At 63.9% G+C, this 20244-nt stretch carries 22 protein-coding genes; 13 read left to right on the plus strand and 9 right to left on the minus strand.

Features of this window, described 5'->3' with window-relative positions; genetic code table 11:
- Positions 1 to 45: 45 nt before the first annotated feature.
- Entirely contained in the window at positions 46 to 684 is a 639-nt protein-coding gene (locus EN818_RS09560; protein ID WP_095805739.1) for an HD family hydrolase, read from the minus strand.
- Positions 684 to 1547 (minus strand): folate-binding protein YgfZ, encoded by an 864-nt coding sequence (locus EN818_RS09565; RefSeq protein WP_095805740.1) that lies wholly within the window; start codon positions 1545 to 1547, stop codon positions 684 to 686. Before EN818_RS09565 ends, EN818_RS09560 begins: the two co-directional genes overlap by 1 nt.
- A gap of 85 nt (positions 1548 to 1632) precedes the next feature.
- Here EN818_RS09565 and EN818_RS09570 point away from each other — a divergent pair, with 85 nt between their 5' ends.
- The 3 genes from EN818_RS09570 (at position 1633) to EN818_RS09580 (ending at position 4031) form a co-directional block, all read left to right on the plus strand.
- Positions 1633 to 2964: a dihydroorotase gene (locus tag EN818_RS09570; RefSeq protein ID WP_095805741.1), complete on the plus strand. Its 1332-nt coding sequence runs from the start codon at positions 1633 to 1635 to the stop codon at positions 2962 to 2964.
- A 48-nt stretch (positions 2965 to 3012) separates the two neighbouring features.
- Positions 3013 to 3237, plus strand: a complete 225-nt coding sequence (locus EN818_RS09575; protein ID WP_095805742.1) for a hypothetical protein — start codon at positions 3013 to 3015, stop codon at positions 3235 to 3237.
- 74 nt (positions 3238 to 3311) lie between these two features.
- The gene (locus EN818_RS09580) at positions 3312 to 4031 is read left to right on the plus strand and encodes a nucleotidyl transferase AbiEii/AbiGii toxin family protein (RefSeq protein WP_095805743.1); all 720 of its coding nucleotides are present in this window, start codon (positions 3312 to 3314) and stop codon (positions 4029 to 4031) included.
- Between the two features lie 9 nt (positions 4032 to 4040).
- On the opposite strand, the gene EN818_RS09585 is transcribed toward EN818_RS09580, so the two are convergent.
- The 4 genes from EN818_RS09585 to EN818_RS09600 all read right to left on the minus strand — a co-directional run bounded on the left by EN818_RS09585 (position 4041) and on the right by EN818_RS09600 (position 6531).
- On the minus strand, positions 4041 to 4838 hold the full coding sequence (locus EN818_RS09585; RefSeq protein WP_095805744.1) for a hypothetical protein: 798 nt from the start codon (positions 4836 to 4838) through the stop codon (positions 4041 to 4043).
- A 248-nt stretch (positions 4839 to 5086) separates the two neighbouring features.
- Positions 5087 to 5344, minus strand: coding sequence for a hypothetical protein (locus tag EN818_RS09590; protein WP_095805745.1), 258 nt, complete (start codon positions 5342 to 5344; stop codon positions 5087 to 5089).
- Positions 5345 to 5656: 312 nt separating this feature from the next.
- Positions 5657 to 6034 (minus strand): TIGR02301 family protein, encoded by a 378-nt coding sequence (locus tag EN818_RS09595; protein WP_095805746.1) that lies wholly within the window; start codon positions 6032 to 6034, stop codon positions 5657 to 5659.
- Between the two features lie 71 nt (positions 6035 to 6105).
- The gene (locus tag EN818_RS09600; RefSeq protein WP_095805829.1) at positions 6106 to 6531 is read right to left on the minus strand and encodes an NUDIX hydrolase; all 426 of its coding nucleotides are present in this window, start codon (positions 6529 to 6531) and stop codon (positions 6106 to 6108) included.
- 126 nt (positions 6532 to 6657) lie between these two features.
- Between EN818_RS09600 and EN818_RS09605 the strand changes: the two genes are divergently transcribed.
- Positions 6658 to 7419 carry an SOS response-associated peptidase gene (locus EN818_RS09605; protein WP_095805747.1) on the plus strand — a complete coding sequence of 254 codons (762 nt, stop codon included), beginning with the start codon at positions 6658 to 6660 and terminating at the stop codon, positions 7417 to 7419.
- Positions 7420 to 7516: 97 nt separating this feature from the next.
- On the opposite strand, the gene EN818_RS09610 is transcribed toward EN818_RS09605, so the two are convergent.
- Entirely contained in the window at positions 7517 to 7672 is a 156-nt protein-coding gene (locus EN818_RS09610; protein WP_095805748.1) for a hypothetical protein, read from the minus strand.
- A gap of 388 nt (positions 7673 to 8060) precedes the next feature.
- Between EN818_RS09610 and cysS the strand changes: the two genes are divergently transcribed.
- From cysS to EN818_RS09665, 9 genes are all read left to right on the plus strand, one after another.
- A complete protein-coding gene (gene cysS / locus EN818_RS09615; RefSeq protein ID WP_135904425.1) occupies positions 8061 to 9512 on the plus strand; it encodes a cysteine--tRNA ligase in 1452 nt (483 codons plus the stop codon).
- A 271-nt stretch (positions 9513 to 9783) separates the two neighbouring features.
- Complete coding sequence (locus EN818_RS09625) at positions 9784 to 10188, plus strand: endonuclease domain-containing protein (protein WP_095805750.1); 405 nt, start codon at positions 9784 to 9786, stop codon at positions 10186 to 10188.
- Positions 10185 to 10571 carry a VOC family protein gene (locus EN818_RS09630; protein ID WP_095805751.1) on the plus strand — a complete coding sequence of 129 codons (387 nt, stop codon included), beginning with the start codon at positions 10185 to 10187 and terminating at the stop codon, positions 10569 to 10571. Before EN818_RS09625 ends, EN818_RS09630 begins: the two co-directional genes overlap by 4 nt.
- 21 nt (positions 10572 to 10592) lie before the next feature.
- Positions 10593 to 11084 carry a GFA family protein gene (locus tag EN818_RS09635; RefSeq protein WP_095805752.1) on the plus strand — a complete coding sequence of 164 codons (492 nt, stop codon included), beginning with the start codon at positions 10593 to 10595 and terminating at the stop codon, positions 11082 to 11084.
- Positions 11081 to 11557: a GFA family protein gene (locus tag EN818_RS09640; RefSeq protein WP_095805753.1), complete on the plus strand. Its 477-nt coding sequence runs from the start codon at positions 11081 to 11083 to the stop codon at positions 11555 to 11557. Before EN818_RS09635 ends, EN818_RS09640 begins: the two co-directional genes overlap by 4 nt.
- Entirely contained in the window at positions 11554 to 12522 is a 969-nt protein-coding gene (gene pip, locus EN818_RS09645; RefSeq protein ID WP_095805754.1) for a prolyl aminopeptidase, read from the plus strand. Before EN818_RS09640 ends, pip begins: the two co-directional genes overlap by 4 nt.
- Positions 12523 to 12719: 197 nt before the next feature.
- Positions 12720 to 14336: a citramalate synthase gene (gene cimA / locus EN818_RS09655; RefSeq protein WP_095805830.1), complete on the plus strand. Its 1617-nt coding sequence runs from the start codon at positions 12720 to 12722 to the stop codon at positions 14334 to 14336.
- Positions 14337 to 14623: 287 nt separating this feature from the next.
- Positions 14624 to 15544 carry an EamA family transporter RarD gene (gene rarD, locus EN818_RS09660; protein WP_095805755.1) on the plus strand — a complete coding sequence of 307 codons (921 nt, stop codon included), beginning with the start codon at positions 14624 to 14626 and terminating at the stop codon, positions 15542 to 15544.
- A 67-nt stretch (positions 15545 to 15611) separates the two neighbouring features.
- Positions 15612 to 16292 (plus strand): glutathione S-transferase family protein, encoded by a 681-nt coding sequence (locus EN818_RS09665; protein ID WP_095805756.1) that lies wholly within the window; start codon positions 15612 to 15614, stop codon positions 16290 to 16292.
- A gap of 91 nt (positions 16293 to 16383) precedes the next feature.
- On the opposite strand, the gene EN818_RS09670 is transcribed toward EN818_RS09665, so the two are convergent.
- Both EN818_RS09670 and EN818_RS09675 read right to left on the minus strand, forming a co-directional pair.
- Entirely contained in the window at positions 16384 to 19014 is a 2631-nt protein-coding gene (locus tag EN818_RS09670) for an EAL domain-containing protein (RefSeq protein ID WP_095805831.1), read from the minus strand.
- Positions 19015 to 19345: 331 nt separating this feature from the next.
- Complete coding sequence (locus EN818_RS09675) at positions 19346 to 20122, minus strand: pyrroline-5-carboxylate reductase (protein ID WP_095805757.1); 777 nt, start codon at positions 20120 to 20122, stop codon at positions 19346 to 19348.
- Between the last annotated feature and the right edge of the window lie 122 nt (positions 20123 to 20244).

The raw sequence follows: 20244 nt of genomic DNA on the forward strand, positions 1-20244 counted from the left end.
ACTGAATACGTTACTGTCGCGACAGGCGGTTAATTTAGCGTTCTTTCAGGTCACTGGATTATCGGCAAGAAAAGACTGCCGTTTAGCTTCGAGCGCCTTGAAACGTTTTAGAAATGCCGCCTGCGCCCAGGTCACGGAGCGAGGCGTGAAATCGAAACGATCGGCGGAGAAGCCTCGCGGCCGGCCGAAGTATTCGGTGGCTTCCGCAGTCGAGAAGCCGGCAAGCAGTGTCGCCTCGTAATAGGCAGCGATCTGGTCGGCGCGCTTGATGTCCCTGCGGACGGTCCCGCCGAGCTCCGCCGGCAAGGAAAAGCGCAGGTGAATGGCGCGCTGCAGCCTCAGCTCGCAATCCTTGTAGGAGCCGCCCATCACCGACTTGAACGGCGAGATCATGTCGCCGATGACATATTCGGGGGCATCATGGAGCAAGGCTGCCAGTCGCGCCTCGGGGGAGGCGCCCGGCACCAGTTCAGCGTAGAGCGCCTCGACCAGCAGCGAATGTTGCGCGACCGAAAAGGCGTGCTCGCCACTGGTCTGGCCGTTCCAGCGCGCGACACGGGCGAGCCCATGCGCGATGTCGGCAATCTCGATGTCGAGCGGCGAAGGATCGAGCAGGTCGAGCCGCCGGCCGGAGAGCATGCGTTGCCACGCACGCGGCGGCGCGCCGGCGCGATCGGCCGCCATCACGCCTCCTCCGCGCTGACGCCGTCGGTCGGAAAAGTGAATCTGGCCCATGAAGGAATTGCCAGCGTCACGGCCGTGTCGCCCGCCACGATCGCCTCGCCGGCAGCCAGCGCCGCCTTGACGCGATCGATGCGGGCGATGGCAAGTCCGCGTCCGCCGCTGACCGAACCCAGCGTGCCGATCGGCCGCCCGTTGACGGTCACCTCCGTCCCCGCCGGGGGCAGCGAGCCGGCGGCAACGGCGATCAGCACGCGCCGTCTCGCGGTGCCGCGATGCTGCATGCGCGAGACCACTTCCTGTCCGACATAGCAGCCCTTCTTGAAGCCGACGCCGCCGGTCTCGTCGAGCAGCACGTCGTGCGGAAAGGCGTCGCCGAGCTGATAGTCCGAACCGCTCTCAGCAATGCCATTGGCGATGCGCAAGGCCTGCCAGCCGCCGACGTCGCCATCCTCCGCCGCCATGCTGCCATAGGATCGCTTGACGCCGACGTCACGGAAGCGGGTATCGGCGAACACGGGTGAATCAGAATCTGAGCGCGTTGAATCATCGCCCCACGCGACCGTGACAAGCGCCTGATCCTGCTTGGCAATCTCGGCCTTTGCCCTTAGCCGGTAGAGCATCAGCCGGCGCAGGAAATCGTCGGCGATATCGGCCCGGCATTCGAGGCGAAAGCCGTTGTCACCGCTGCGCGAGATGAGAAAATCGAATAGGATCTTGCCCTGCGGCGTAAGCAGCGCGCCGGGTTTCACCTCATTGGCGGCAAGCGTGTCCAGGTCGGTGGTGAGGATATTCTGCAAGAAATGCTCGGCGTCAGGGCCTGACACGGAGAGGAGCGCGCGGTCTTTCAGCAGGGCAAAGGGCATGAGCGGGAAATCGGCCTGATCTTGCAAAATTGACGGTCATTACGTAAGCCGGCGACACTCCCCCCGCAAGAGATTGGACCAGCCAATGGCAACCACCTATGACCTCATCCTGACAGGCGGCACGGTGGTCAACCATGACGGCGAGGGCCGGCGCGATGTCGGTGTGAGGGCTGGGCGCGTAGCGGCCATAGGCGATCTCGGCCAGGCTTCGGCCGGCGAGACGATCGACTGCCGCGGCCTGCACATTCTCCCCGGCGTCGTCGATAGTCAGGTGCATTTCCGCGAGCCGGGGCTGGAACACAAGGAAGATCTGGAGACGGGATCGCGCGCCGCGGTGCTCGGCGGCGTCACTGCCGTCTTCGAAATGCCCAACACCAATCCGCTGACCACCAGCGAGGCGGCGCTTGCCGACAAGGTGCGGCGCGCCACGGGCCGCATGCATTGCGACTTCGCCTTCTGGGTCGGCGGCACGCGCGACAATGCCGGCGACGTCGCCGAGCTCGAGCGTCTGCCGGGGGCGGCCGGCATCAAAGTGTTCATGGGCTCGTCGACCGGCGACCTGCTGGTCGAGGACGACGAGGGCGTTGCCTCGATTCTGCGCAATACGCGCCGCCGCGCCGCCTTCCATTCGGAGGACGAGTTCCGCCTGCGCGAGCGCCTCGGCGAGCGGATCGATGGCGATCCGTCATCCCATCCGGTCTGGCGCGACGAGATCGCCGCGCTTCGCTGCACCGAGCGCCTCGTGCGCATCGCCAGGCTGACCCGCGCGCGCATCCACGTGCTGCACATCTCGACCGCCGAGGAAATCGCATTTCTGGAAAAACACAAGGATGTCGCCACCTGCGAGGCGACGCCGCATCATCTGACCCTGACGGCGGAGGACTACGCGCGGCTCGGCACCCTGATCCAGATGAACCCCCCGGTGCGCGCTCCGCGCCATCGCGACGGCGTCTGGCATGGCGTCTCGCAAGGCATAGTCGACGTGCTGGGCTCCGACCACGCGCCGCACACGCTGGCCGAGAAGGCAAAATCCTATCCGGCTTCGCCGTCGGGCATGACCGGGGTGCAGACGCTGGTGCCGATCATGCTCGACCACGTCAATGCCGGGCGGCTCACTCTGCAGCGCTTCGTCGATCTTTCAAGCCACGGTCCGCAGCGCATCTTCGGCATGGCGCGCAAAGGCCGCATCGCCGCCGGCTACGACGCCGATTTCACCATCGTCGATCTGAAGCGGCGCGAGACGATCACCAACGCGCAGGCAGGCTCCAGGGCCGGCTGGACGCCCTATGATGGCAAAGAGGTCACCGGCTGGCCGGTCGGCACTATTGTCCGCGGCACGAGCGTCATGTGGGAGGGCGAGATCGTCACCCCCAGCCAAGGCAGGGCGGTGGAGTTCTCCGAGGCGCTGCCGGGTTGAAGCCTGGGTTGGATTTCTTAAGTCCCCTGGACTATGTTCAGGGGTGTGATGGCTGCAAATATCGCACCGATTGATCCCGCAAAGTTTCCGCAGCTCCAGGCACTTGCCTGGAGCCGTGATGCCGCGCGCCCGATACCGGCGGAAGAAGCATTTGCGCTTTACGAACGCAATTGGCGCTTTGTCGACCAAAAGCGCCTTACAGCGCGCGAAAAGCTGCTTATAAGAAAGCTGGCCGACAAATTCGGTCATGGCATCCTTCTTACCACGTCCTGACGTTCCGCCATCCTCTTCCGAGTCTTTTTGCTCGCAGCCAGGCTACCAAACAGAAAAATGTGCGAGTTGGGACCATGAAGGAGTTCAAAAAGCCCGAACACAGAATCATCGCCGAAGCCCTCGGACTGATGGACCGCGAGTTCCTGACTGCCGCCCAATGTTGGTTCGGCGGGGGCACGGCCATCGTCATGAAACTTGACGAATATCGGCGGTCACTGGATCTGGATTTCCTGTGCGCGGATGCCACCGGTTATCGTGAACTGCGGACACGAGCGTCGGAACTCGGCGTCAGGGGCTTTTTTTCTGAGCCCGTCGACGCCGTTCGGGATTTCCAAATCGATCAATATGGGCTGAGGACGGTTGTGCGTCTCAAAGGCCAGCCGATTCGCTTTGAGATCGTTCGGGAAGCCAGAATCGCCCTACGCGGTCGCTTAGACGAGGACCTGGGGATACCAGCTCTCGTTCCTGCGGACTTGTTTGCCGAGAAGCTGTTGGCGAATGCCGATCGATGCCAGGATCGCGCAGCCGCATATAGAGATGCCTTCGATCTCGGGATGCTGGTCAAGGCCTATGGGCAAATTCCAGCCGACGCCCTCAATAAGGCGCAAACCGCCTACGGACCCGATATCGGGCGCAAACTCGTTTGGGTGGTGGACAGGCTGCAGGACAAGAGCGAATTGCGCGACGCCGCCGAAGTATTGCAAATGAACCTCACGGTGGGAGCCGATGCGATTTCAGCCCTGCGAGCGGAGGCAGGTCGCGTATGGCCGCGTGCCGACAGCGACGGAGAATGAGGTCCTGGCTCAATCCCCGGCGACGAAGAACATCCACTGGCCGGCCGGCGTAATGCCGACGCGGTAGAAGATGTAGGCGCCAAATTGCTTCATGTCGTCATAGTCGCTTGCGGTGACGAGCTTGAACAACTCGACGCGCTGCCGCGAATCGAGCTTGTCGAGCGGCAGCGCAAAGAAATACGGCCAGACATAGAGTTCCTGCGGCGTGCCGGTGTCGACATGGACGTAGCCGGCGCTGAGCACCTCCTCCAGGATGGCAAGGATCTCCTGGCCGTCGCCGTCGCCTGAGAGCCCCTTGAGGAAGGCGATCGGATCGCCGTCGATGTCGCCGAGCGATAGTTGCGTCATCGAATCACCCTGGCCGATCAGCGGCCTGAGCTTCTCGATGTCGCCGCTCTTGCAGGCCTCGATAAGCATGCCGTGCATGCGCTTCACCGGCTCCGGCAGCTTGTCGAGCTCATAGACAACCGCGGGCGGCGGTGCCTCCGGATCGGCACGCGGGCTGGTGATGCCACCGCTGCCGGACGGCGCCTCCGGCTGGCTCTTGTTCGTATCGTCCGTCGGCTGCCCGGTGTCGGAAGGCTTCGTGCCGAGCGGATCCGGTATCGGCGCGCTGGGTTCCGGCACGACCGTTCCGCTGTCGGCCGGCGGTGCGACCGGCGAAGGCAGGTCCCCACGCTGGATCTCGCTCAGCGCATAGGAGGGAGTGCTGACCAGACACAGTCCCAGCGGAGCGGCCAGGCAGGACGCTGCGACCCAGATGCCGAGGGTCAGCCCGCGTGGATAGCCCGACATCGAAAATTTCACCGCTTGCCTCTCCGTGTTTTTCCAGGCCCCGCCAGGCCAATTCCAGAACTGTGTAACGGTCGTTCGCAATTGCGCAAAGGATTAGAGCAGTTCGCCAATTCTACCAAACGCAGGGCTACTCTGCCGCGCTCGGCATTCGCGGCCATCAACGCGCATGGGCATGATGCCCAAACGGGCCGTTGCCGTCAAAGAAGCGGCAGCTAATGCATGTCGCCGAGAAGTGTGCGGCGGTACGGCGGGACGCGGCTTCAGTGCTTCAGCCGCTCCGGCTCGAAGGCGCCGGCGATCACCTTTTCCCGCATGCGGTCGAGCAGGGCCAGAGCGGAGGTTTCGCCATTTGCGCGCAGCATCTCGCCAAACGCCGTTTCGAGCGCTGCCTCGGCGATGATTTCCGGCTCGATGCCAGCCGACAGGCCTTCCGCCCAGGCTTCGCAGTGGCTTTCAACGGCAGTCAGGCGCTTTTCTTCCCTGACCAACGCGTCGATTTCGCTGACACCATGTTCCATTTGCGATGTCCACCTTTTCAAGCGGCGATCCTTGCGGATCAGGCTTGACCTGTCTGTTCATCCGCAGCCCCGCAATTGTTTCAGCACGACATTTCCTGCGTCGTGATCCACGCTTCCGGCGGGACTGCGCTCGATCGATCTCAAACTTAGCCGATTAGACCGGCTTGCGGCATCAAAACCTTCAGTTTGAGTTAATTCCGCATTTGTGCGCTAAGGTTTCGTTAATACTGTGGCATGTCTGCAACACCAGCATTTGCAGCCTGGCCCGGTTTGGCACAAGGGTTGAGCCCGCCAGGGCGAATCTCACGGCGCTCAATTGCCATAGCGCGAAGCGATGTCGCGCGACAGGGTCTCGCCCTCCTTCATGTAGCGGGCGATGGCCTCGGTCGCTGAAGCGGTGCACTGCGTGTAGGTGCCGCTGAAGGAGCGATAGCCGCGGTTGAAGGATGCGATGAAGCGGGCGCGCCGCTCCGGGTCGGGGTTTTCCGATTCGAGCAGCTTTTCCATCTCGACCCGCCACTGATCGCCCTTCTCGCCGCAGAGATTGCGCAGGAAATGCAGCGAGCCCAGCACCTCGGCCAGCCGCATCAGCCCGGGCTCGAACGGCGCTTCTGCAGCAAGTGTCGGCCGCGCCGCGACCGCCATGTTGACGGCAAGGCATGCGGCGAGGAAGGGCGAGGCGCGTGTCATATCGGGCTTGGCGTGAGAGGGTAAGGCTTTGTGGCGAAACATTTTGTCGCCTGCAAGGCGTTTCTCGACGGTTATCGCCAGGCGTCTTGAGCCGGCCCGAGCAGTTCCTCGGCCACCGACAGGACATCGCCCGCGAGCGGCATCTCCGCCATTTCCGCCAGCGTATGGAAGGCCGCCGATTCGGCATCGTCGCTGGCCACCGGCTCGCCCCCGACGTAAATCGCGCCGAACACCGTCAGCAGATAGTCGACCGCGTGGTTCTCGCCGCTGCCGTCGATATGGATGTCGCGCAGCGGCCGATAGTCCTTGGCCGCGAGGCCGGTCTCCTCCAGGAGCTCGCGAGCCGCCGCTTGCGCCAGGGTTTCGCCAGCTTCCACCTTGCCGCCGGGATAGGCATAGAGCCCCTGCGACGGCGGCCGTGCGCGCCTGACCAGAAGCACCGTCTTGCCACGCACGACGGCAACCGAGACGGCAGGGATGATCTTGCGCGGTTCCATGGCTACCTGCTTGCTGGCCCGGTATTGTCTGGGCGAGGCGAACGACCAGCGCAGCATTACCCGTTGCGGAAGCCTCCTTCCATTGCCACTTTGGCGACAACGCAATTTCGAGAGCTGCAGAGGATCATGGCCGGGCGCTTTGCCTTGACTGCTACCCCGCAGGAAACTGCCGCCTGTCTCGGTCTGGCCGAGCTGGAGGACTTCCCGCCGCGCTACAACATCGCGCCGACGCAGCCGGTGCTGATGGTGGTGGCCGGCCCGCCGCGGTCGCCGGGCGCCAACCTGCCGGACCGCCAGCCGATGCTGGTGCGCTGGGGCCTGATTCCGAGCTGGGTGAAGGACACCAGAGAATTTCCGCTGCTTTTCAACGCCCGCTCGGAAGGCGTGCAGGGCAAGGCCTCTTTCAAGACCGCCATGCGCCACCGCCGCGCCCTTGTGCCGGCCTCCGGCTTCTATGAATGGCAGCAGTCGGGCGCCGGCAAGCGCCAGCCCTATTGGATCCGGCCGCGGCGGGGCGGCGTCATCGCATTCGCCGGGCTGGTCGAGACCTATGCCGAACCGGGCGGCTCCGAGATGGATACGGGCGCGATTCTGACGACGCGCGCCAACGCGGGCATCGCCCATATCCACGACCGCATGCCGGTGGTGATCGACGAGCGCGATTTTGCGCGCTGGCTGGACTGCCGCACGCAGGAGCCGCGCCATGTGCTCGACCTGTTGCACCCGGCCGAACCCGATTTCTTCGAAGCGATTCCGGTTTCCGACCTTGTCAACAAGGTCGCCAACACCGGGCCGGAGATTCAGGAGCGGAGCGTCATCGGGCTGCAAACCGGGAAGGCCGGGCGCCAGAAGCCCGGCGCGGACGAAAACCAGATGACCTTATTCTAGTGAAGGCTGCTTTCGGAGGCCTTCCGCTCCCGAGGCGCTGGTTGGCGCCTACATCGCCGGCGTTCCCATCATAAGGGACTGCGCCGATCGTGCCGTTTCAGGCGGCGCGCGGCGAAATGATCTTCTGCGCCGGCTTCTTCTTCTTCGCGGTGTGAAGAAGGGCGGCGACGATGGCGGCCGGGCCGATCGCACGGTACTGCTTGGTGAGCGGCTGTTGCGCCGGTCGGCTTTGTTCCTGCTTGTTTCGAGGCATTGTTCTCTTCCCTGGTAACGTTTTCGTGTCTGCGTCTGATAGTCGATTCGGACCAAATCGTGACGCCGTGGCGGTCTAGCCCGAGAATGTTTCATCACTGTGCCGACATGTTTAATAAAATGTTTCGCGCGGTCTTTACCTGTGATCCATTGACATCTTTCCCGTCTGCAGCGACTTGACGGCAACAGCAGCGGGCGCGATAAAGCCGGCCATGAAAACGTCTTTCGCCATTTGTGGCATTTGCATTATTGGCTAGCCTCGCGCTGGTCCGGACGTTTTCGCCGTATCTTTCCCCAGATTGGACAAACGCCCCGGCCAGCAGGCTGGAGCCCGATTTGCGTCTCGGCGCAAGGCGGGTTTTGCGGGTAACCAACCGGGAAGGGCACGCATGTCGGACGCATCGAAGGGTCTCAGCCTCTACAATACGCTGACGCGCACGAAGGAGCCGTTTGTTCCGATCGATCCGCAACGCGTGCGTATGTATGTCTGCGGCCCGACGGTCTACGACTTCGCCCATATCGGCAATGCCCGGCCGGCGATCGTCTTCGACGTGCTGTTCCGCCTGTTGCGCCAAGTCTATGGCGAAAGTCACGTGACGTATGTGCGCAACATCACGGATGTCGACGACAAGATCAACGCGCGCGCGCTTCGCGACTTCGGCGACGAGATCGCGGCGGGAAAACTGTCCCTCAACGATGCCATCAGGAAAGTCACCGAAAAGACCGCCGACCAGTACCACAAGGATGTCGCCGCCCTCGGCTGCCTGGAACCGACCTTCGAGCCGCGCGCCACCGAGTTCGTGGCCCCCCGCGCCGACGGCAAGGCCGACATGCTGTCGCTTATCACGCAACTGATCGAGCGCGGCCACGCCTATGTCGCGGCGGGCGAGGTGCTGTTCGACACCGCCTCGATGCCCGACTATGGCGAGCTGTCGAAGCGCAATCTCGACGAGCAGCAGGCGGGCGCGCGCATCGCCGTCGACGCGCACAAGAAGAATTCCGGCGACTTCGTGCTGTGGAAACTGTCGACGCCGGAAGAGCCCGGCTGGGACAGCCCCTGGGGCAGGGGCCGGCCCGGCTGGCACATCGAATGCTCGGCCATGTCGGCCGCCTATCTCGGCGAGGTCTTCGACATCCATGGCGGCGGCCTCGACCTGATCTTCCCGCATCACGAGAACGAGATTGCCCAGTCGCGCTGCGCCCACGGCACGCGGGTCATGGCCAATGTCTGGATGCACAACGGCTTCCTGCAGGTCGAGGGCCAGAAGATGTCGAAGAGCCTCGGCAACTTCTATTCGATCCATGAGCTTCTGGAGACCGAGACCTTCGGCGGCCGCAACTGGCCGGGCGAGGTGCTCAGGCTAGCGATGCTGATGACGCATTACCGCGAGCCGATCGACTTCTCGGTGCGCAAGCTGGAGGAAGCGGAGAACACGCTGCGCAAATGGAAGCGGGCCGCCGACCTTGCGCCGGCGGCGGCGAAGGAATTGCCGGCCGAAGTGGTGGAAGCCCTGTCCGACGATCTCGCCACCTACGCCGCCTTCCAGCGCCTCACGCAGCTTGCCGGCGAGGCGGTGGAGTTCGGCGGCACCGGCGAGAACGCAGCCGCTGCGTCGCTGAAGACCGCGCTCGCCTTCCTCGGCTTCGACGTCGGCGCGGCCAAGGTGGACGAGGCGGCGATTGCGACGGCGATTGCCGAGCGCCTGGCGTTGATCGCGGCGAAAAACTGGGCCGAGGCCGACCGCGTGCGCGAGGAACTCCTGGCGCAGGGCGTGCAGTTGAAAGACGGCAAGGACCCTGTAACCGGCCAGCGCGTAACGACCTGGGAGATTAAGCGGTGAGGTTGCTTTGGCGATTGGCGAAAGCGCCGGTAACAGCTGATCTCCCCCCTTGCGGGGGAGATGTCCGGCAGGACAGAGGGGGGTGTGAAGGAACGCCGACCTCCGAGCTTGACGTTCTGCACTCCCTTGACCTTCAGATCGCCCAGCTGTCATCGTTTGATATGCTGGCGGGACAGCACCCCCCTCTGTCCTGCCGGACATCTCCCCCGCAAGGGGGGAGATTGGCCGTCGCTTGCGGTTCCGCTAATCTCCAGCGTGGGATCGCGTAGCCATGGGGCACGACCTCGTTCCTTCCCGTCAGCGCAAGAACGCCAAATCCATGCGGCATGCGATGACCGACGCAGAGCTGAAACTTTGGAACGAACTGCGTGCTCACCGGCTGATGGGAATGAGCTTTCGGCGGCAACTGCCGATAGGGCCTTACATTGTCGATTTCGCCTGCGCGGCTCATCGGATCATAGTCGAGGTCGATGGCAGCCAGCATGCCGATGCGGATCACTTGCGCAGTGACGAGGCGAGAAGTGCTTATCTAAGCGCCAGTGGCTGGACCATCCTGCGCTTCTGGAACGACGACGTGATCCGCGATATCGACAATGTCTGCCAGCATATCGTCATCGTGGCTGGCCTGGCGGGCGCTGAGGTGCCCGGCCCATCAACGGAGGAACTCGTTCCATGATCGATCATCTCGGCATCAGCGTTTCCGATTTCGAGGCGTCCAAGGCCTTCTACGACAAAGCGATGGCGCCGTTGGGGGGCTCGCTGCTCTACATGGTGCCGGAAGAGTATACCGGCGGCGCCAAGGTCGGCGGCTATGGCCGCGACCGGCCGGTGTTCTGGCTGAGCTCGGGCAAGGACAAGCCGAGGGACCGCCAGCATGTCGCGTTCACCGCGCGCAGCCGCGCCGAGGTCGACGCCTTCCATGCTGCAGCGCTCGCCGCCGGCGGCAAGGACAATGGCGGGCCGGGGCTGCGCCCGCACTACCATGCGAACTACTACGGCGCCTTCGTCTTCGATCCCGACGGCAACAACGTCGAAGCCGTCTGCCATGATCCGGAGTGAGCCCATGAAGCGGAGCGAGCCATGAGCCTCGACAACCGGCCGGTCTATACAGGCGGCTGCCAGTGCGGCGCGGTCCGCTTCCGCGTCGAGGGCGCGCTTGGCGACGCCTCGGTCTGCCATTGCCGCATGTGCCAGAAGGCGAGCGGAAATTTCTATCTGCCGCTGGTTTCGGTGCGCGGCGCCAAGCTCGATTGGACGCGCGGCGAGCCGAAGCGCTTTCGCTCATCCAGCGCCGTTCGGCGCGGCTTCTGCGCCGAATGCGGCACGCCGCTGACCTTCGAGGCGCCGGACGGGATCGCGCTGGCGATCGCTGCCTTCGACGACCCTGCCGGCATTGCGCCGACCATCCAGTGGGGCACCGAGGCAAAGCTCCCCTATGTCGACAGGATCGCGCAATTGCCGGGCGAGCCCACGATGGCGGATATCGGCTCGGCGCCGTATCTCGCCGAGCTCGTCTCCTACCAGCATCCCGATCACGACACCGACCAATGGCCGCCGGAGGAAAAACCATGACCGACCAAGTTCGAACCGGCGGCTGCCAGTGCGGCGCCGTGCGCTTTCGCATCAAGGGCAAGCTCGGACGCCCGTCCATCTGCCATTGCCGCATGTGCCAGAAGCAGTTCGGCAATTTCTTCGGCGCGCTGGTGACGGTGCCCAAGGACGGCGTCGAATGGACACATGAGGAGCCGAGCTATTTCCAGTCTTCGGTCAACATCGATCGCGGCTTCTGCGCCCGTTGCGGTACGCCAATGACCTATCGCCAGCCGGGGGCGCTGGAGATCGCCATCGGCGCTTTCGACGACCGCTCGGACCTGGCGCCGCAGATCCAGGTCAACTACGCCGTGCGGCTGCCCTGGGTCGAGCAGATCTTCGAGGCGCCGGTTCATGACGATCCCGACTACTACGCCAGGCAGGAGCAGATCATCTCCTTCCAGCACCCCGACCATGAGACGGCCAACTGGCCGCAGCAGGGCCTGAAACTATGACGATTGCCGGCGGATCCTTGCGCACGCTCTATCCGGAAATCGAGCCGTTCGACGGCGGCATGCTCGATGTCGGCGACGGCCACACCGTCTATTGGGAGCGCTGCGGCACCAGGGGTGCCAAGCCAGCAGTCTTCCTGCATGGCGGACCGGGCGGCACCATCTCGCCGAAGCACCGGCGGGTGTTCGACCCGAGGCTCTACGACGTCATGCTGTTCGACCAGCGCGGCTGCGGCAAGTCGACGCCCAACGCCTCGCTCGAGGCCAACACCACATGGCATCTCGTCGCCGACATCGAGCGCCTGCGCGAAATGGCGGGCTTCGACAAATGGCTGGTGTTCGGCGGCTCCTGGGGCTCGACGCTGGCGTTGGCCTATGCCGAGACGCACCCGGAGCGCGTCAGCGAGCTGGTCGTGCGCGGCATCTACACGCTGACCCGCGCCGAGCTGGAATGGTATTACCAGTTCGGGGTCTCGGAGATGTTTCCCGACAAATGGGAGCGCTTCCTGGCGCCGATCCCCGAGGCCGAGCGCGGTGACATGATGGCGGCCTACCGCAAGCGGCTGGTGGGCAGCGACCGCAAGCTCCAGGTCGAGGCCGCCCTGGCCTGGAGTCTTTGGGAAGGCGAGACGATCACGCTCCTGCCGGAGCCGGAGACCAGCACGCCGTTCGGCCAGGACGATTATGCGGTGGCGTTTGCCCGCATCGAGAACCACTACTTCGTCCATGCCGGCTGGCTGGAAGAAGGACAGCTGCTGCGCGACGCCTGGAAGCTGAAGGACATCCCCGGCACCATCGTCCACGGCCGCTACGACATGCCTTGCCCGGCGAAATATGCCTGGGCGCTGCACAAGGCCTGGCCGAAGGCCGACTTCTACCTCGTCGAAGGCGCCGGCCACGCCTATTCCGAGCCCGGGATATTGGACCAGCTGATCCGGGCGACGGATCGGTACGCGGGGAAGAACTAGTCGATGTACGGCGTTCCGTCACACCCCCCTCTGTCCTGCCGGACATCTCCCCCGCAAGGGGGGAGATTGGATGTCGCCATCGCTTTCGCCAATCGCCGAGGTCGCAGAAAGAGCGCCGTCGGCAAGGCTGCTGATCTCCCCCCTTGCGGGGGAGATGTCCGGCAGGACAGAGGGGGGTGCTCAAGCACCTTGCCATGATGAAAAAACAAAGACTTTTCCTCTTCGACACCACCCTGCGCGACGGCCAGCAGACGCCGGGCATCGACTTTTCCGTCGAGGACAAGATCGCCATCGCCATGCTGCTCGACGAATTCGGCATCGACTATGTCGAGGGCGGTTATCCCGGCGCCAATCCGACCGACACCGCCTTCTTCCAGCAGAAGCGCACGGCACGCGCGAAATTCGTCGCCTTCGGCATGACCAAGCGGGCAGGGGTCTCGGCCTCCAACGACCCGGGGCTGGCGTCGCTCGTGCAGTCGAAGTCCGACGCCATCTGCTTCGTTGCCAAGAGCTGGGACTATCATGTGCGCGTTGCGCTCGGCTGCACCAATGAGGAGAACCTGGAGTCGATCAAGGTCTCGGTCGAGGCGGCGGTCGCTGCCGGCAAGGAGGCGATGGTCGACTGCGAGCATTTCTTCGATGGCTTCAAGGCCAACCCGGACTACGCGCTGGCCTGCGCCAAGGCCGCCTATGATGCCGGCGCGCGTTGGGTGGTGTTGTGCGACACCAATGGCGGCACCCAGCCTTCGGAGGTGCTCGCCATCGTCGACAAGGTGATCGCCGGCGGCATTCCCGGCGACCATCTCGGCATCCATGCCCATGACGACACCGGCCAGGCGGTGGCCAATTCGCTCGCCGCGGTCGAGGCCGGCGTGCGCCAGATCCAGGGCACGCTGAACGGCATCGGCGAGCGCTGCGGCAACGCCAACCTGATCTCAATCGTGCCGACGCTGGCGCTGAAGCCGGCCTTCGCCGACCTTTTCGAAACCGGCATTTCGGCCGAAGCGCTGACCGGCATCTCGCGGCTGTCGCGCGCCTTCGACGAACTGCTCAATCGCGCGCCGGAAGCGCAGGCGCCCTATGTCGGCTCCTCCGCTTTCGCCACCAAGGCTGGTATTCATGCCTCCGCGCTTGCCAAGGAGCCGGCGACTTACGAACATGTACCGCCGGAAGCCGTCGGCAATCGTCGCCGCGTCATGGTCTCCGACCAGGGCGGCAAGGCAAATTTCCTCGCTGAGCTCAAGCGGCGCGGCATCGACGTGCCGAAGGACGATCACCGCCTCGACGCGCTGATCGCCGTCGTCAAGGAGCGCGAGGCCGAAGGTTATGCCTATGAGGGCGCCGATGCCTCCTTCGAGCTGCTGGCGCGCAAGATGCTGCACGGCCTGCCTGAGTTCTTCAACGTCACCTCCTTCCGCTGCATGGTCGAACGCCGCTTCGACGCCAACGGCCATCTGAAGACCGTCTCCGAGGCGATCGTGAAGGTCGAGGTCGACGGCGAGGAGAAAATGTCGGTGGCCGAGGGCCACGGTCCGGTCAACGCGCTCGACATCGCGCTGCGCAAGGATCTCGGCAAGTACCAGAACGAGATCGGCGATCTCGAGCTTGCCGACTTCAAGGTGCGTATCCTCAACGGCGGCACGGAAGCCACCACCCGCGTGCTGATCGAATCGCACGATTCCTCCGGCGCCCGCTGGTGGACGGTCGGCGTGTCGGAAAACATCATCGACGCCTCCTTCCAGGCGCTGATGGACTCGATCATCTACAAGCTGATGAAGAACCGCGACATGGCCGGGCTGGTGGCGGCGGAGTAGGGCTCCTAAAGCGGGGGAGAGGTGGCCTGGCGAAGCCGGGACGGAGCGGGGGACGACCTATGCGAGGCCAGAGTCCGAGAAGGATGAGACTCGATCGAAGTCCCTAAATCATAGCCGCCCCACTTTACGAAAGCTCTCTCCGTCCCGGCTTTGCCGGGCCACCTCTCCCCACTTCGCGGGGCGAGGAAAAAAACCGTCCCGCTCCCTTGAACCATCAGCGGAAGTCCATTGATCCATCATAATTTTGCGATGGTCTTGCATGGCCGGCTGGGCCATAGCGTTGGGCCATGGTCACCGCTACAGCCGATCTCGATGCCGACGCCAAGGCCCGCCGCGGCTTCATGCTGGCGCTGGGCGCCTATTTCCTGTGGGGGCTGCTGCCTTTCTACATGAAGGCGGTGGCGCATCTGCCGCTGATCGAGGTGATCTGCCACCGCATCGTCTGGTCGGTGCCGATTGCGGCGGCCGTTCTGGTCTGGGCCGGCCGCACGGCCGATTTCAAGGCCGCGATCCGCTCGCCGAACAGCATTGCCATGGCGGCGCTGACGGCGACGCTTATCTCGGTGAACTGGGGCATCTATGTCTGGGCGATCGCCGTCGACCGCACGGTCGAGACCGCGCTCGGCTATTACATCAACCCGCTGGTCAGCGTGGTGGTCGGCGCGCTGCTGCTCGGCGAGCGGCTCGACCGGCTGCAGATCGCGGCGGTGGCGCTGGCCGCGATCGCGGTCGCGGTGCTCACCGTCGAAGCCGGCAAGCTGCCCTGGGTGTCGCTGGCGCTCGCCTTCTCCTTCGCCGCCTACGGCTTCTTCCGCAAGACGCTGCCGATCGGCCCGAGCCAGGGCTTTTTGCTGGAAGTGCTTTTGCTGTCGGTGCCCGCGCTCTGCTACGTCGGCTATCTCATCGCCACCGGGCAGGATCATTTCGTCTCCAGCACCGGCGTCGACACCGCGCTGTTGATCGGCTGCGGCCCCATCACCGCGGTGCCGCTGCTGCTCTTTGCCTTCGGCGCCAGGCTGCTGCGCCTGTCCACCATCGGCATCATGCAGTACATCGCGCCCACCATGGTGTTCCTGATCGCGGTCCTGATCTTCGACGAGCCGTTCGGCACCACCCAGGCAATCGCCTTCGCTCTGATCTGGGCAGCGCTGGCGATGTACAGCTGGTCGATGTTCAAGGCTCGCCAGCCGACGCCCACGACAAGATAAGTCGATTGCCGGAACAGTATGGAGCGATCTTCCGTCCGGAACTTTATCACAACGAGGGGGCCATCCGATGTACGTCCTGCACATCGCCAATAAGAACTATTCGTCCTGGTCGCTGCGGCCCTGGGTGCTGATGCGGGAGCTTGCCATCCCATTCGAGGAGCGGTTGACGCCGTTCCCGACCGGCTCGAGCTTTAGCCTCTACCGGCCGTTCTCGCCGAGCGGCCGCGTGCCCTGCCTGGTCGACGATGGCTGGGCGGTCTGGGATTCGCTGGCGATCGTGGAATATCTGGCCGAGCGTCATCAGGGCATATGGCCGGCTGACCCCAAGGCGCGCGCATGGGCGCGCTCGGCCGCTGCCGAGATGCATTCGAGCTTCACCGCGCTGCGCAATCTCTGCCCGATGAGCTGCGGCGTGCGGGTCGAACCGTTCCCAATGTCCGATGCGCTGAGGCACGATCTTTTCCGCCTCGGCGATCTCTGGAACGACGGCCTTGGGCGTTTCGGCGGCCCGTTCCTGGCCGGCGACCGCTTCAGCGCTGTCGACGCCTTCTTCGCGCCGGTGGCCTTCCGCGCCCAGTCCTATGGGCTCTCTTTCGAGGGAGCCGCGGCTGCCTATCCGAAGCGGCTGCTTGACCTGCCCGCCATGCGCGAATGGTACGCGGCCGGCCTCGCCGAGACCTGGCGCGAGCCCGGCCATGAAGCCGAGGTCGGCGCCGCCGGAACGGTCATCGAGGATTTGCGCGCATAGATTTCGTGTCGCTCAGGCGAGCCGCCCGTTAACTGCCGCTGTTGAGCGTCAGATGTTCAGTCAATTCCACGGGGGAGGGACTTGCGGACAGCTAACCCGCCGCCAGCCATTTGCGCGACTGGGCGAAGTCCCTGAAGTCCTTGGCATCCATCGGGCGACCAAAGGCATAGCCCTGCAGGATATCGCAGCCCAGCTCCTTCAGGATGCGCGCATGCTCGACCGTCTCGACGCCTTCCGCCACCACCTCGATGCCGAGCGACTTGCCGATGTCGATGATCGAGGACACCAGCCGGCGCTGCGCCTTGGAGCCGGTGATCGGCGTGACCAGCTGGCGGTCGATCTTGAGGCGGCGCGGCTGCAGCTTGAGCAGGCTGACGATCGAGGCATAGCCGGTGCCGAAATCGTCGATCTCGATATCGATGCCGAGCTCCTTGATGTGCTCGATGTTCCACGCGACAAGCTCGTCGTTCTCGTCGAGGAAAATCGACTCGACCAGCTCGAACGACACTGTTCCGTCCTTGATGTCGAGCTTGCGCAGGCCGCTGATGAGATCCTTGTCCTCCAGGCGCTTCGCCGAGACATTGACCGACACACGCGGGATGTTGAGGCGCTCAAGCGACCAGCGATCGAAGCTTTCCAGTGCTTGTTCGAGGATCGTGCGATCGATCAGTGAGACGACGTTCAACTCCTCCGCCACTTTCAGAAAGACATCGGGAGCGAGAATGCCGTGCTGCGGATGGCGCCAGCGCGACAGCGCCTCAACACCGACGATCTCCAGCGTCTTGGCGTCGAACTGCGGCTGGTAATAGGCGATGAACTCGTTGCGCTCGAGCCCGCCGAGGATCTCGTCGGCGGTTTGCTTGGTCTTGACGATCTCGCTCTGCAGCTCTTCGTTGAAGAACTCATGGCGGTTGCGCCCGCGGCTCTTGGCCCGGTAGAGCGCGAGGTCGGCATTGACCAGCAACTGCTTGGCGTCGACATCGCTATTGGCCGCGATGCCGATGCTGACGCCGAACCAGCACTGATGGCCGTGATAGTCGACGGGCTGGCGTATTTCCTCGATGATCCGCTCCGCAAGCGTGGCGAGTTCGTCGTCGCTGCGTCCATGACTCACCACCACGAATTCGTCGCCGCCGATGCGTGCCACGAAATCGGACATTCCGGCATTGGCCTTTATGACCTTCGATGCGTGCATCAGCATGGCATCGCCCGCCGCATGGCCGAGCGTGTCGTTGATGTGCTTGAAGCGGTCGAGATCGAGATGCAGCAGCGCCATGCGTCCGTCGGAGCTGCCTGCGGCCAGCATCTCGTCGAGATAGCGGCGGTTGGGCAGGCCGGTCAGCGAATCGTGCAGCGCCACATGCTCCACGCGCGCCTTGGCGAGTTCCAGTTCGGCATTTTTCGATTCCGAAAGCTGCCGTTCGCGCACCAGGTTCTCGTTGAGCAGGACGTCGCTGGTCACGTCCCATTCGGCCCCGATCAGCTTGGTCGCGCCGCTTTTGTCCTGCAGGAAATTCGCCCGCGCACGCACATGGCGTATGGCGCCGTCGGGCAGCACAAGACGGTATTGCGAGGAATAGAGCGTCTGCGTCGCCGCGGCGGCGTCGAAGTCCTGCAGCGCCCGTTCGAGATCGTCCGGATGGATCGTCGACGCCCAGTCGTCATAGCCGCGCGGCTTGCCGTCGAGTGGCTTGCCGTAGATTTCGTTGACGCGGTCGTCCCACACCAGCCGTTCCGTCGCGAGGTCGTGCTCCCACACGCCGATGCCCGAAGCATCGAGCGCGACTTCGAGCCGCTGTGAAAGCAGCCTCAGCTCCGCATAGTTCTTCTGCCGCTCGCCGAACAGCCAGCCCGCCACCAGGATCGGCAGCACCACCAGCGTGCCTGCCAGTGTCATCGTGGCCCACAAGGCGCTCTCGTTCTTCGGATGCTTCGGCCAGCCGCCCTTGGGGACAGCCGATATCTGCCAGGAGCCATGCGGCAGCTGGACGTTGGCCGTCACCGGATCGCCGTTCACGATGTTGGCGCCGCCGAAGAAGCGCTGCCCGCTGCTGCCCAGCGCATCCTTCCCGGTCAGCCCGACATCGATGTCGAGAGCGGGGTCGGTCAGGCCGCTTGCAGCGTAAAGCCGATCGACGTCGATCACCGCCGAGACGATGCCCCAGAACCGGTCTCCGCCCCCCGCCGTCGGCACGAAGACCGGGATGCGGCCGATGAAGCCGCGCCCGCCCTGCGCGAGATCGACGGGGCCAGCCAGCACCAGCGCGCGCTCGTCCCGCGCCCGAAGGGCAGCCATGCGCTGCGAGTCGCTGTTGCGGTAGTCGAGCCCGATCGCCTTCTCGTTGCCTTCCATCGGATACATCAGCGAGATCACGAGATCCGGCGCGCCGGCGATGTTGCGCAACTGGGAGTCCTGCTTGAACAGGTTGGCCGCAAGCGAGGCATATCTCTGCTGCCCCATATAGGGCTCGGTAACGATGGTCGAGACGAGGCCTTGCACCAACTGAAGGTTGCCGTTAATATTTCCTTCAAGTTTAGCGCGAATGATGTTGACCTTGGCCAGAACGTCGGCGCGCGTCAGCTGATCGGAGACTTTTCTGTTCTGCTGGTCGACGAACAGGGCGAAGATCAAAAGCACGACGACAGCGATCGCCGCCGGCAGGTTGGCGGGCGAAAAAACGGCCCGTCTGACGCGGCCGAGAGTGAAATCGGTTCTGGTCAAATCGACCTGAATGCCTTTCCTGGACAAGGGTCCACTGACCGAAAATAATCGAAAGTGCTTAAATTAAAGCTTCCAAGGCGGCGGGAAGTGTCAGTATCTGCGCCCGATTGCCCATTTCGTCCGGTAAACTGGCCATATGCCTAATGCTGATAACGGGTGTTTTGTCGGCAGAACCGCGTTGCAATTCTTCGAAATCTCCTTCGACAGGCAAGGTCCCCCCGGGCCGACGACGATCGAGAAGAGATTTGTAAGAACAATGCTTAGAGCGTTGCGAAAGGCAGAATCGCTCTAGCCGATCAGCCCTTGCGGCAGATGTATCCGCAATCTGCTCTCAGGCTTGCTGCCCCGCAATGCGCCGATGCACACGGTCCAGGCTTTCCGCAAGGACGTCGAACAGCTTGCGCTCCGTCAGTTCGCGCACAACCTGCTCGTTGACGCCGCCGCGTGTGGCGTAATCCTGCGCCAGATGCATGAAATCGGCTTCCGGCGCTGTGTCCGGCGCGTTTGCCAGCGCCTTGTAGATGCTGCTGATGTAGGCGCGCGCCTTGTCGCTCGAAACACCTTGGTCCCGCACCCAGCTGTGGATCGTGTCGAGAAGTTTGAAATAGCTGGCATAGGTTGCGGTGACGACGGTCAAGGCATCGAACTCGTTCTGGTCCTCGACCTCGATCACCTCTCCCAGCCTGCCGAAGAAGGACGCCACGGCGCGATCCGGCGGGCAGATGATCGTCGCCCCTTGCAGGCGGGAGATCATCGGCATGGGCAGGGCCTTGGTGACATGTGTCGCGGGTGCGACAAGGGCGGCTATCTCCTCGCGCGATACCGTTGCGATCAGGCTGACGACGTGATGATCCTGGCGGAACCGGAGCTCCTTGAGGACATCCCGCGCGATCTGCGGACGGACCGCCAGCATGACCGTATCGCATTGATCGAGCACGGCCTGATTGTCGGCGGCGATGCGCACATCCCGATAGCGCGCGGCGAGTTGCGCGGCGATCTCCTCGTTGCGCGGTGAGACCACCACCGGCGTTGCCTCGTCAGGCAGCGATTTCAGTCCGCTCACGATGGCTGAGCTGAGCGCGCCTGTGCCGACAAAGCCGAGTTTCATGGAGGCTCCCGCCGCATCTGTTTCGAAGCCACGACAATACCGGCCGTTCCGTCGCCGACAAGGGGAGGGGCAGCCCGCTTGACCGCTGGCCGTGGGGACTGGGCTGCGGCCTGCCAAACTGG

Source organism: Mesorhizobium sp. M3A.F.Ca.ET.175.01.1.1 (assembly GCF_004791945.1).
Classification (GTDB): domain Bacteria; phylum Pseudomonadota; class Alphaproteobacteria; order Rhizobiales; family Rhizobiaceae; genus Mesorhizobium.

What these genes read in the sequence shown, in the direction of transcription:
- cimA (WP_095805830.1), top strand. Translation starts at nt 12,720, where the DNA reads ATGAAAAAACAAAGACTTTTCCTCTTCGACACCACCCTGCGCGACGGC.
- EN818_RS09610 (WP_095805748.1), bottom strand. Translation starts at nt 7,672, where the DNA reads ATGCCTCGAAACAAGCAGGAACAAAGCCGACCGGCGCAACAGCCGCTC.
- EN818_RS09565 (WP_095805740.1), bottom strand. Translation starts at nt 1,547, where the DNA reads ATGCCCTTTGCCCTGCTGAAAGACCGCGCGCTCCTCTCCGTGTCAGGC.
- EN818_RS09595 (WP_095805746.1), bottom strand. Translation starts at nt 6,034, where the DNA reads ATGACACGCGCCTCGCCCTTCCTCGCCGCATGCCTTGCCGTCAACATG.
- EN818_RS09580 (WP_095805743.1), top strand. Translation starts at nt 3,312, where the DNA reads ATGAAGGAGTTCAAAAAGCCCGAACACAGAATCATCGCCGAAGCCCTC.
- EN818_RS09570 (WP_095805741.1), top strand. Translation starts at nt 1,633, where the DNA reads ATGGCAACCACCTATGACCTCATCCTGACAGGCGGCACGGTGGTCAAC.
- cysS (WP_135904425.1), top strand. Translation starts at nt 8,061, where the DNA reads ATGTCGGACGCATCGAAGGGTCTCAGCCTCTACAATACGCTGACGCGC.
- EN818_RS09640 (WP_095805753.1), top strand. Translation starts at nt 11,081, where the DNA reads ATGACCGACCAAGTTCGAACCGGCGGCTGCCAGTGCGGCGCCGTGCGC.
- EN818_RS09675 (WP_095805757.1), bottom strand. Translation starts at nt 20,122, where the DNA reads ATGAAACTCGGCTTTGTCGGCACAGGCGCGCTCAGCTCAGCCATCGTG.
- EN818_RS09630 (WP_095805751.1), top strand. Translation starts at nt 10,185, where the DNA reads ATGATCGATCATCTCGGCATCAGCGTTTCCGATTTCGAGGCGTCCAAG.
- EN818_RS09665 (WP_095805756.1), top strand. Translation starts at nt 15,612, where the DNA reads ATGTACGTCCTGCACATCGCCAATAAGAACTATTCGTCCTGGTCGCTG.
- pip (WP_095805754.1), top strand. Translation starts at nt 11,554, where the DNA reads ATGACGATTGCCGGCGGATCCTTGCGCACGCTCTATCCGGAAATCGAG.
- EN818_RS09560 (WP_095805739.1), bottom strand. Translation starts at nt 684, where the DNA reads ATGGCGGCCGATCGCGCCGGCGCGCCGCCGCGTGCGTGGCAACGCATG.
- EN818_RS09590 (WP_095805745.1), bottom strand. Translation starts at nt 5,344, where the DNA reads ATGGAACATGGTGTCAGCGAAATCGACGCGTTGGTCAGGGAAGAAAAG.
- EN818_RS09635 (WP_095805752.1), top strand. Translation starts at nt 10,593, where the DNA reads ATGAGCCTCGACAACCGGCCGGTCTATACAGGCGGCTGCCAGTGCGGC.
- EN818_RS09575 (WP_095805742.1), top strand. Translation starts at nt 3,013, where the DNA reads ATGGCTGCAAATATCGCACCGATTGATCCCGCAAAGTTTCCGCAGCTC.
- rarD (WP_095805755.1), top strand. Translation starts at nt 14,624, where the DNA reads ATGGTCACCGCTACAGCCGATCTCGATGCCGACGCCAAGGCCCGCCGC.
- EN818_RS09600 (WP_095805829.1), bottom strand. Translation starts at nt 6,531, where the DNA reads ATGGAACCGCGCAAGATCATCCCTGCCGTCTCGGTTGCCGTCGTGCGT.
- EN818_RS09605 (WP_095805747.1), top strand. Translation starts at nt 6,658, where the DNA reads ATGGCCGGGCGCTTTGCCTTGACTGCTACCCCGCAGGAAACTGCCGCC.
- EN818_RS09625 (WP_095805750.1), top strand. Translation starts at nt 9,784, where the DNA reads ATGGGGCACGACCTCGTTCCTTCCCGTCAGCGCAAGAACGCCAAATCC.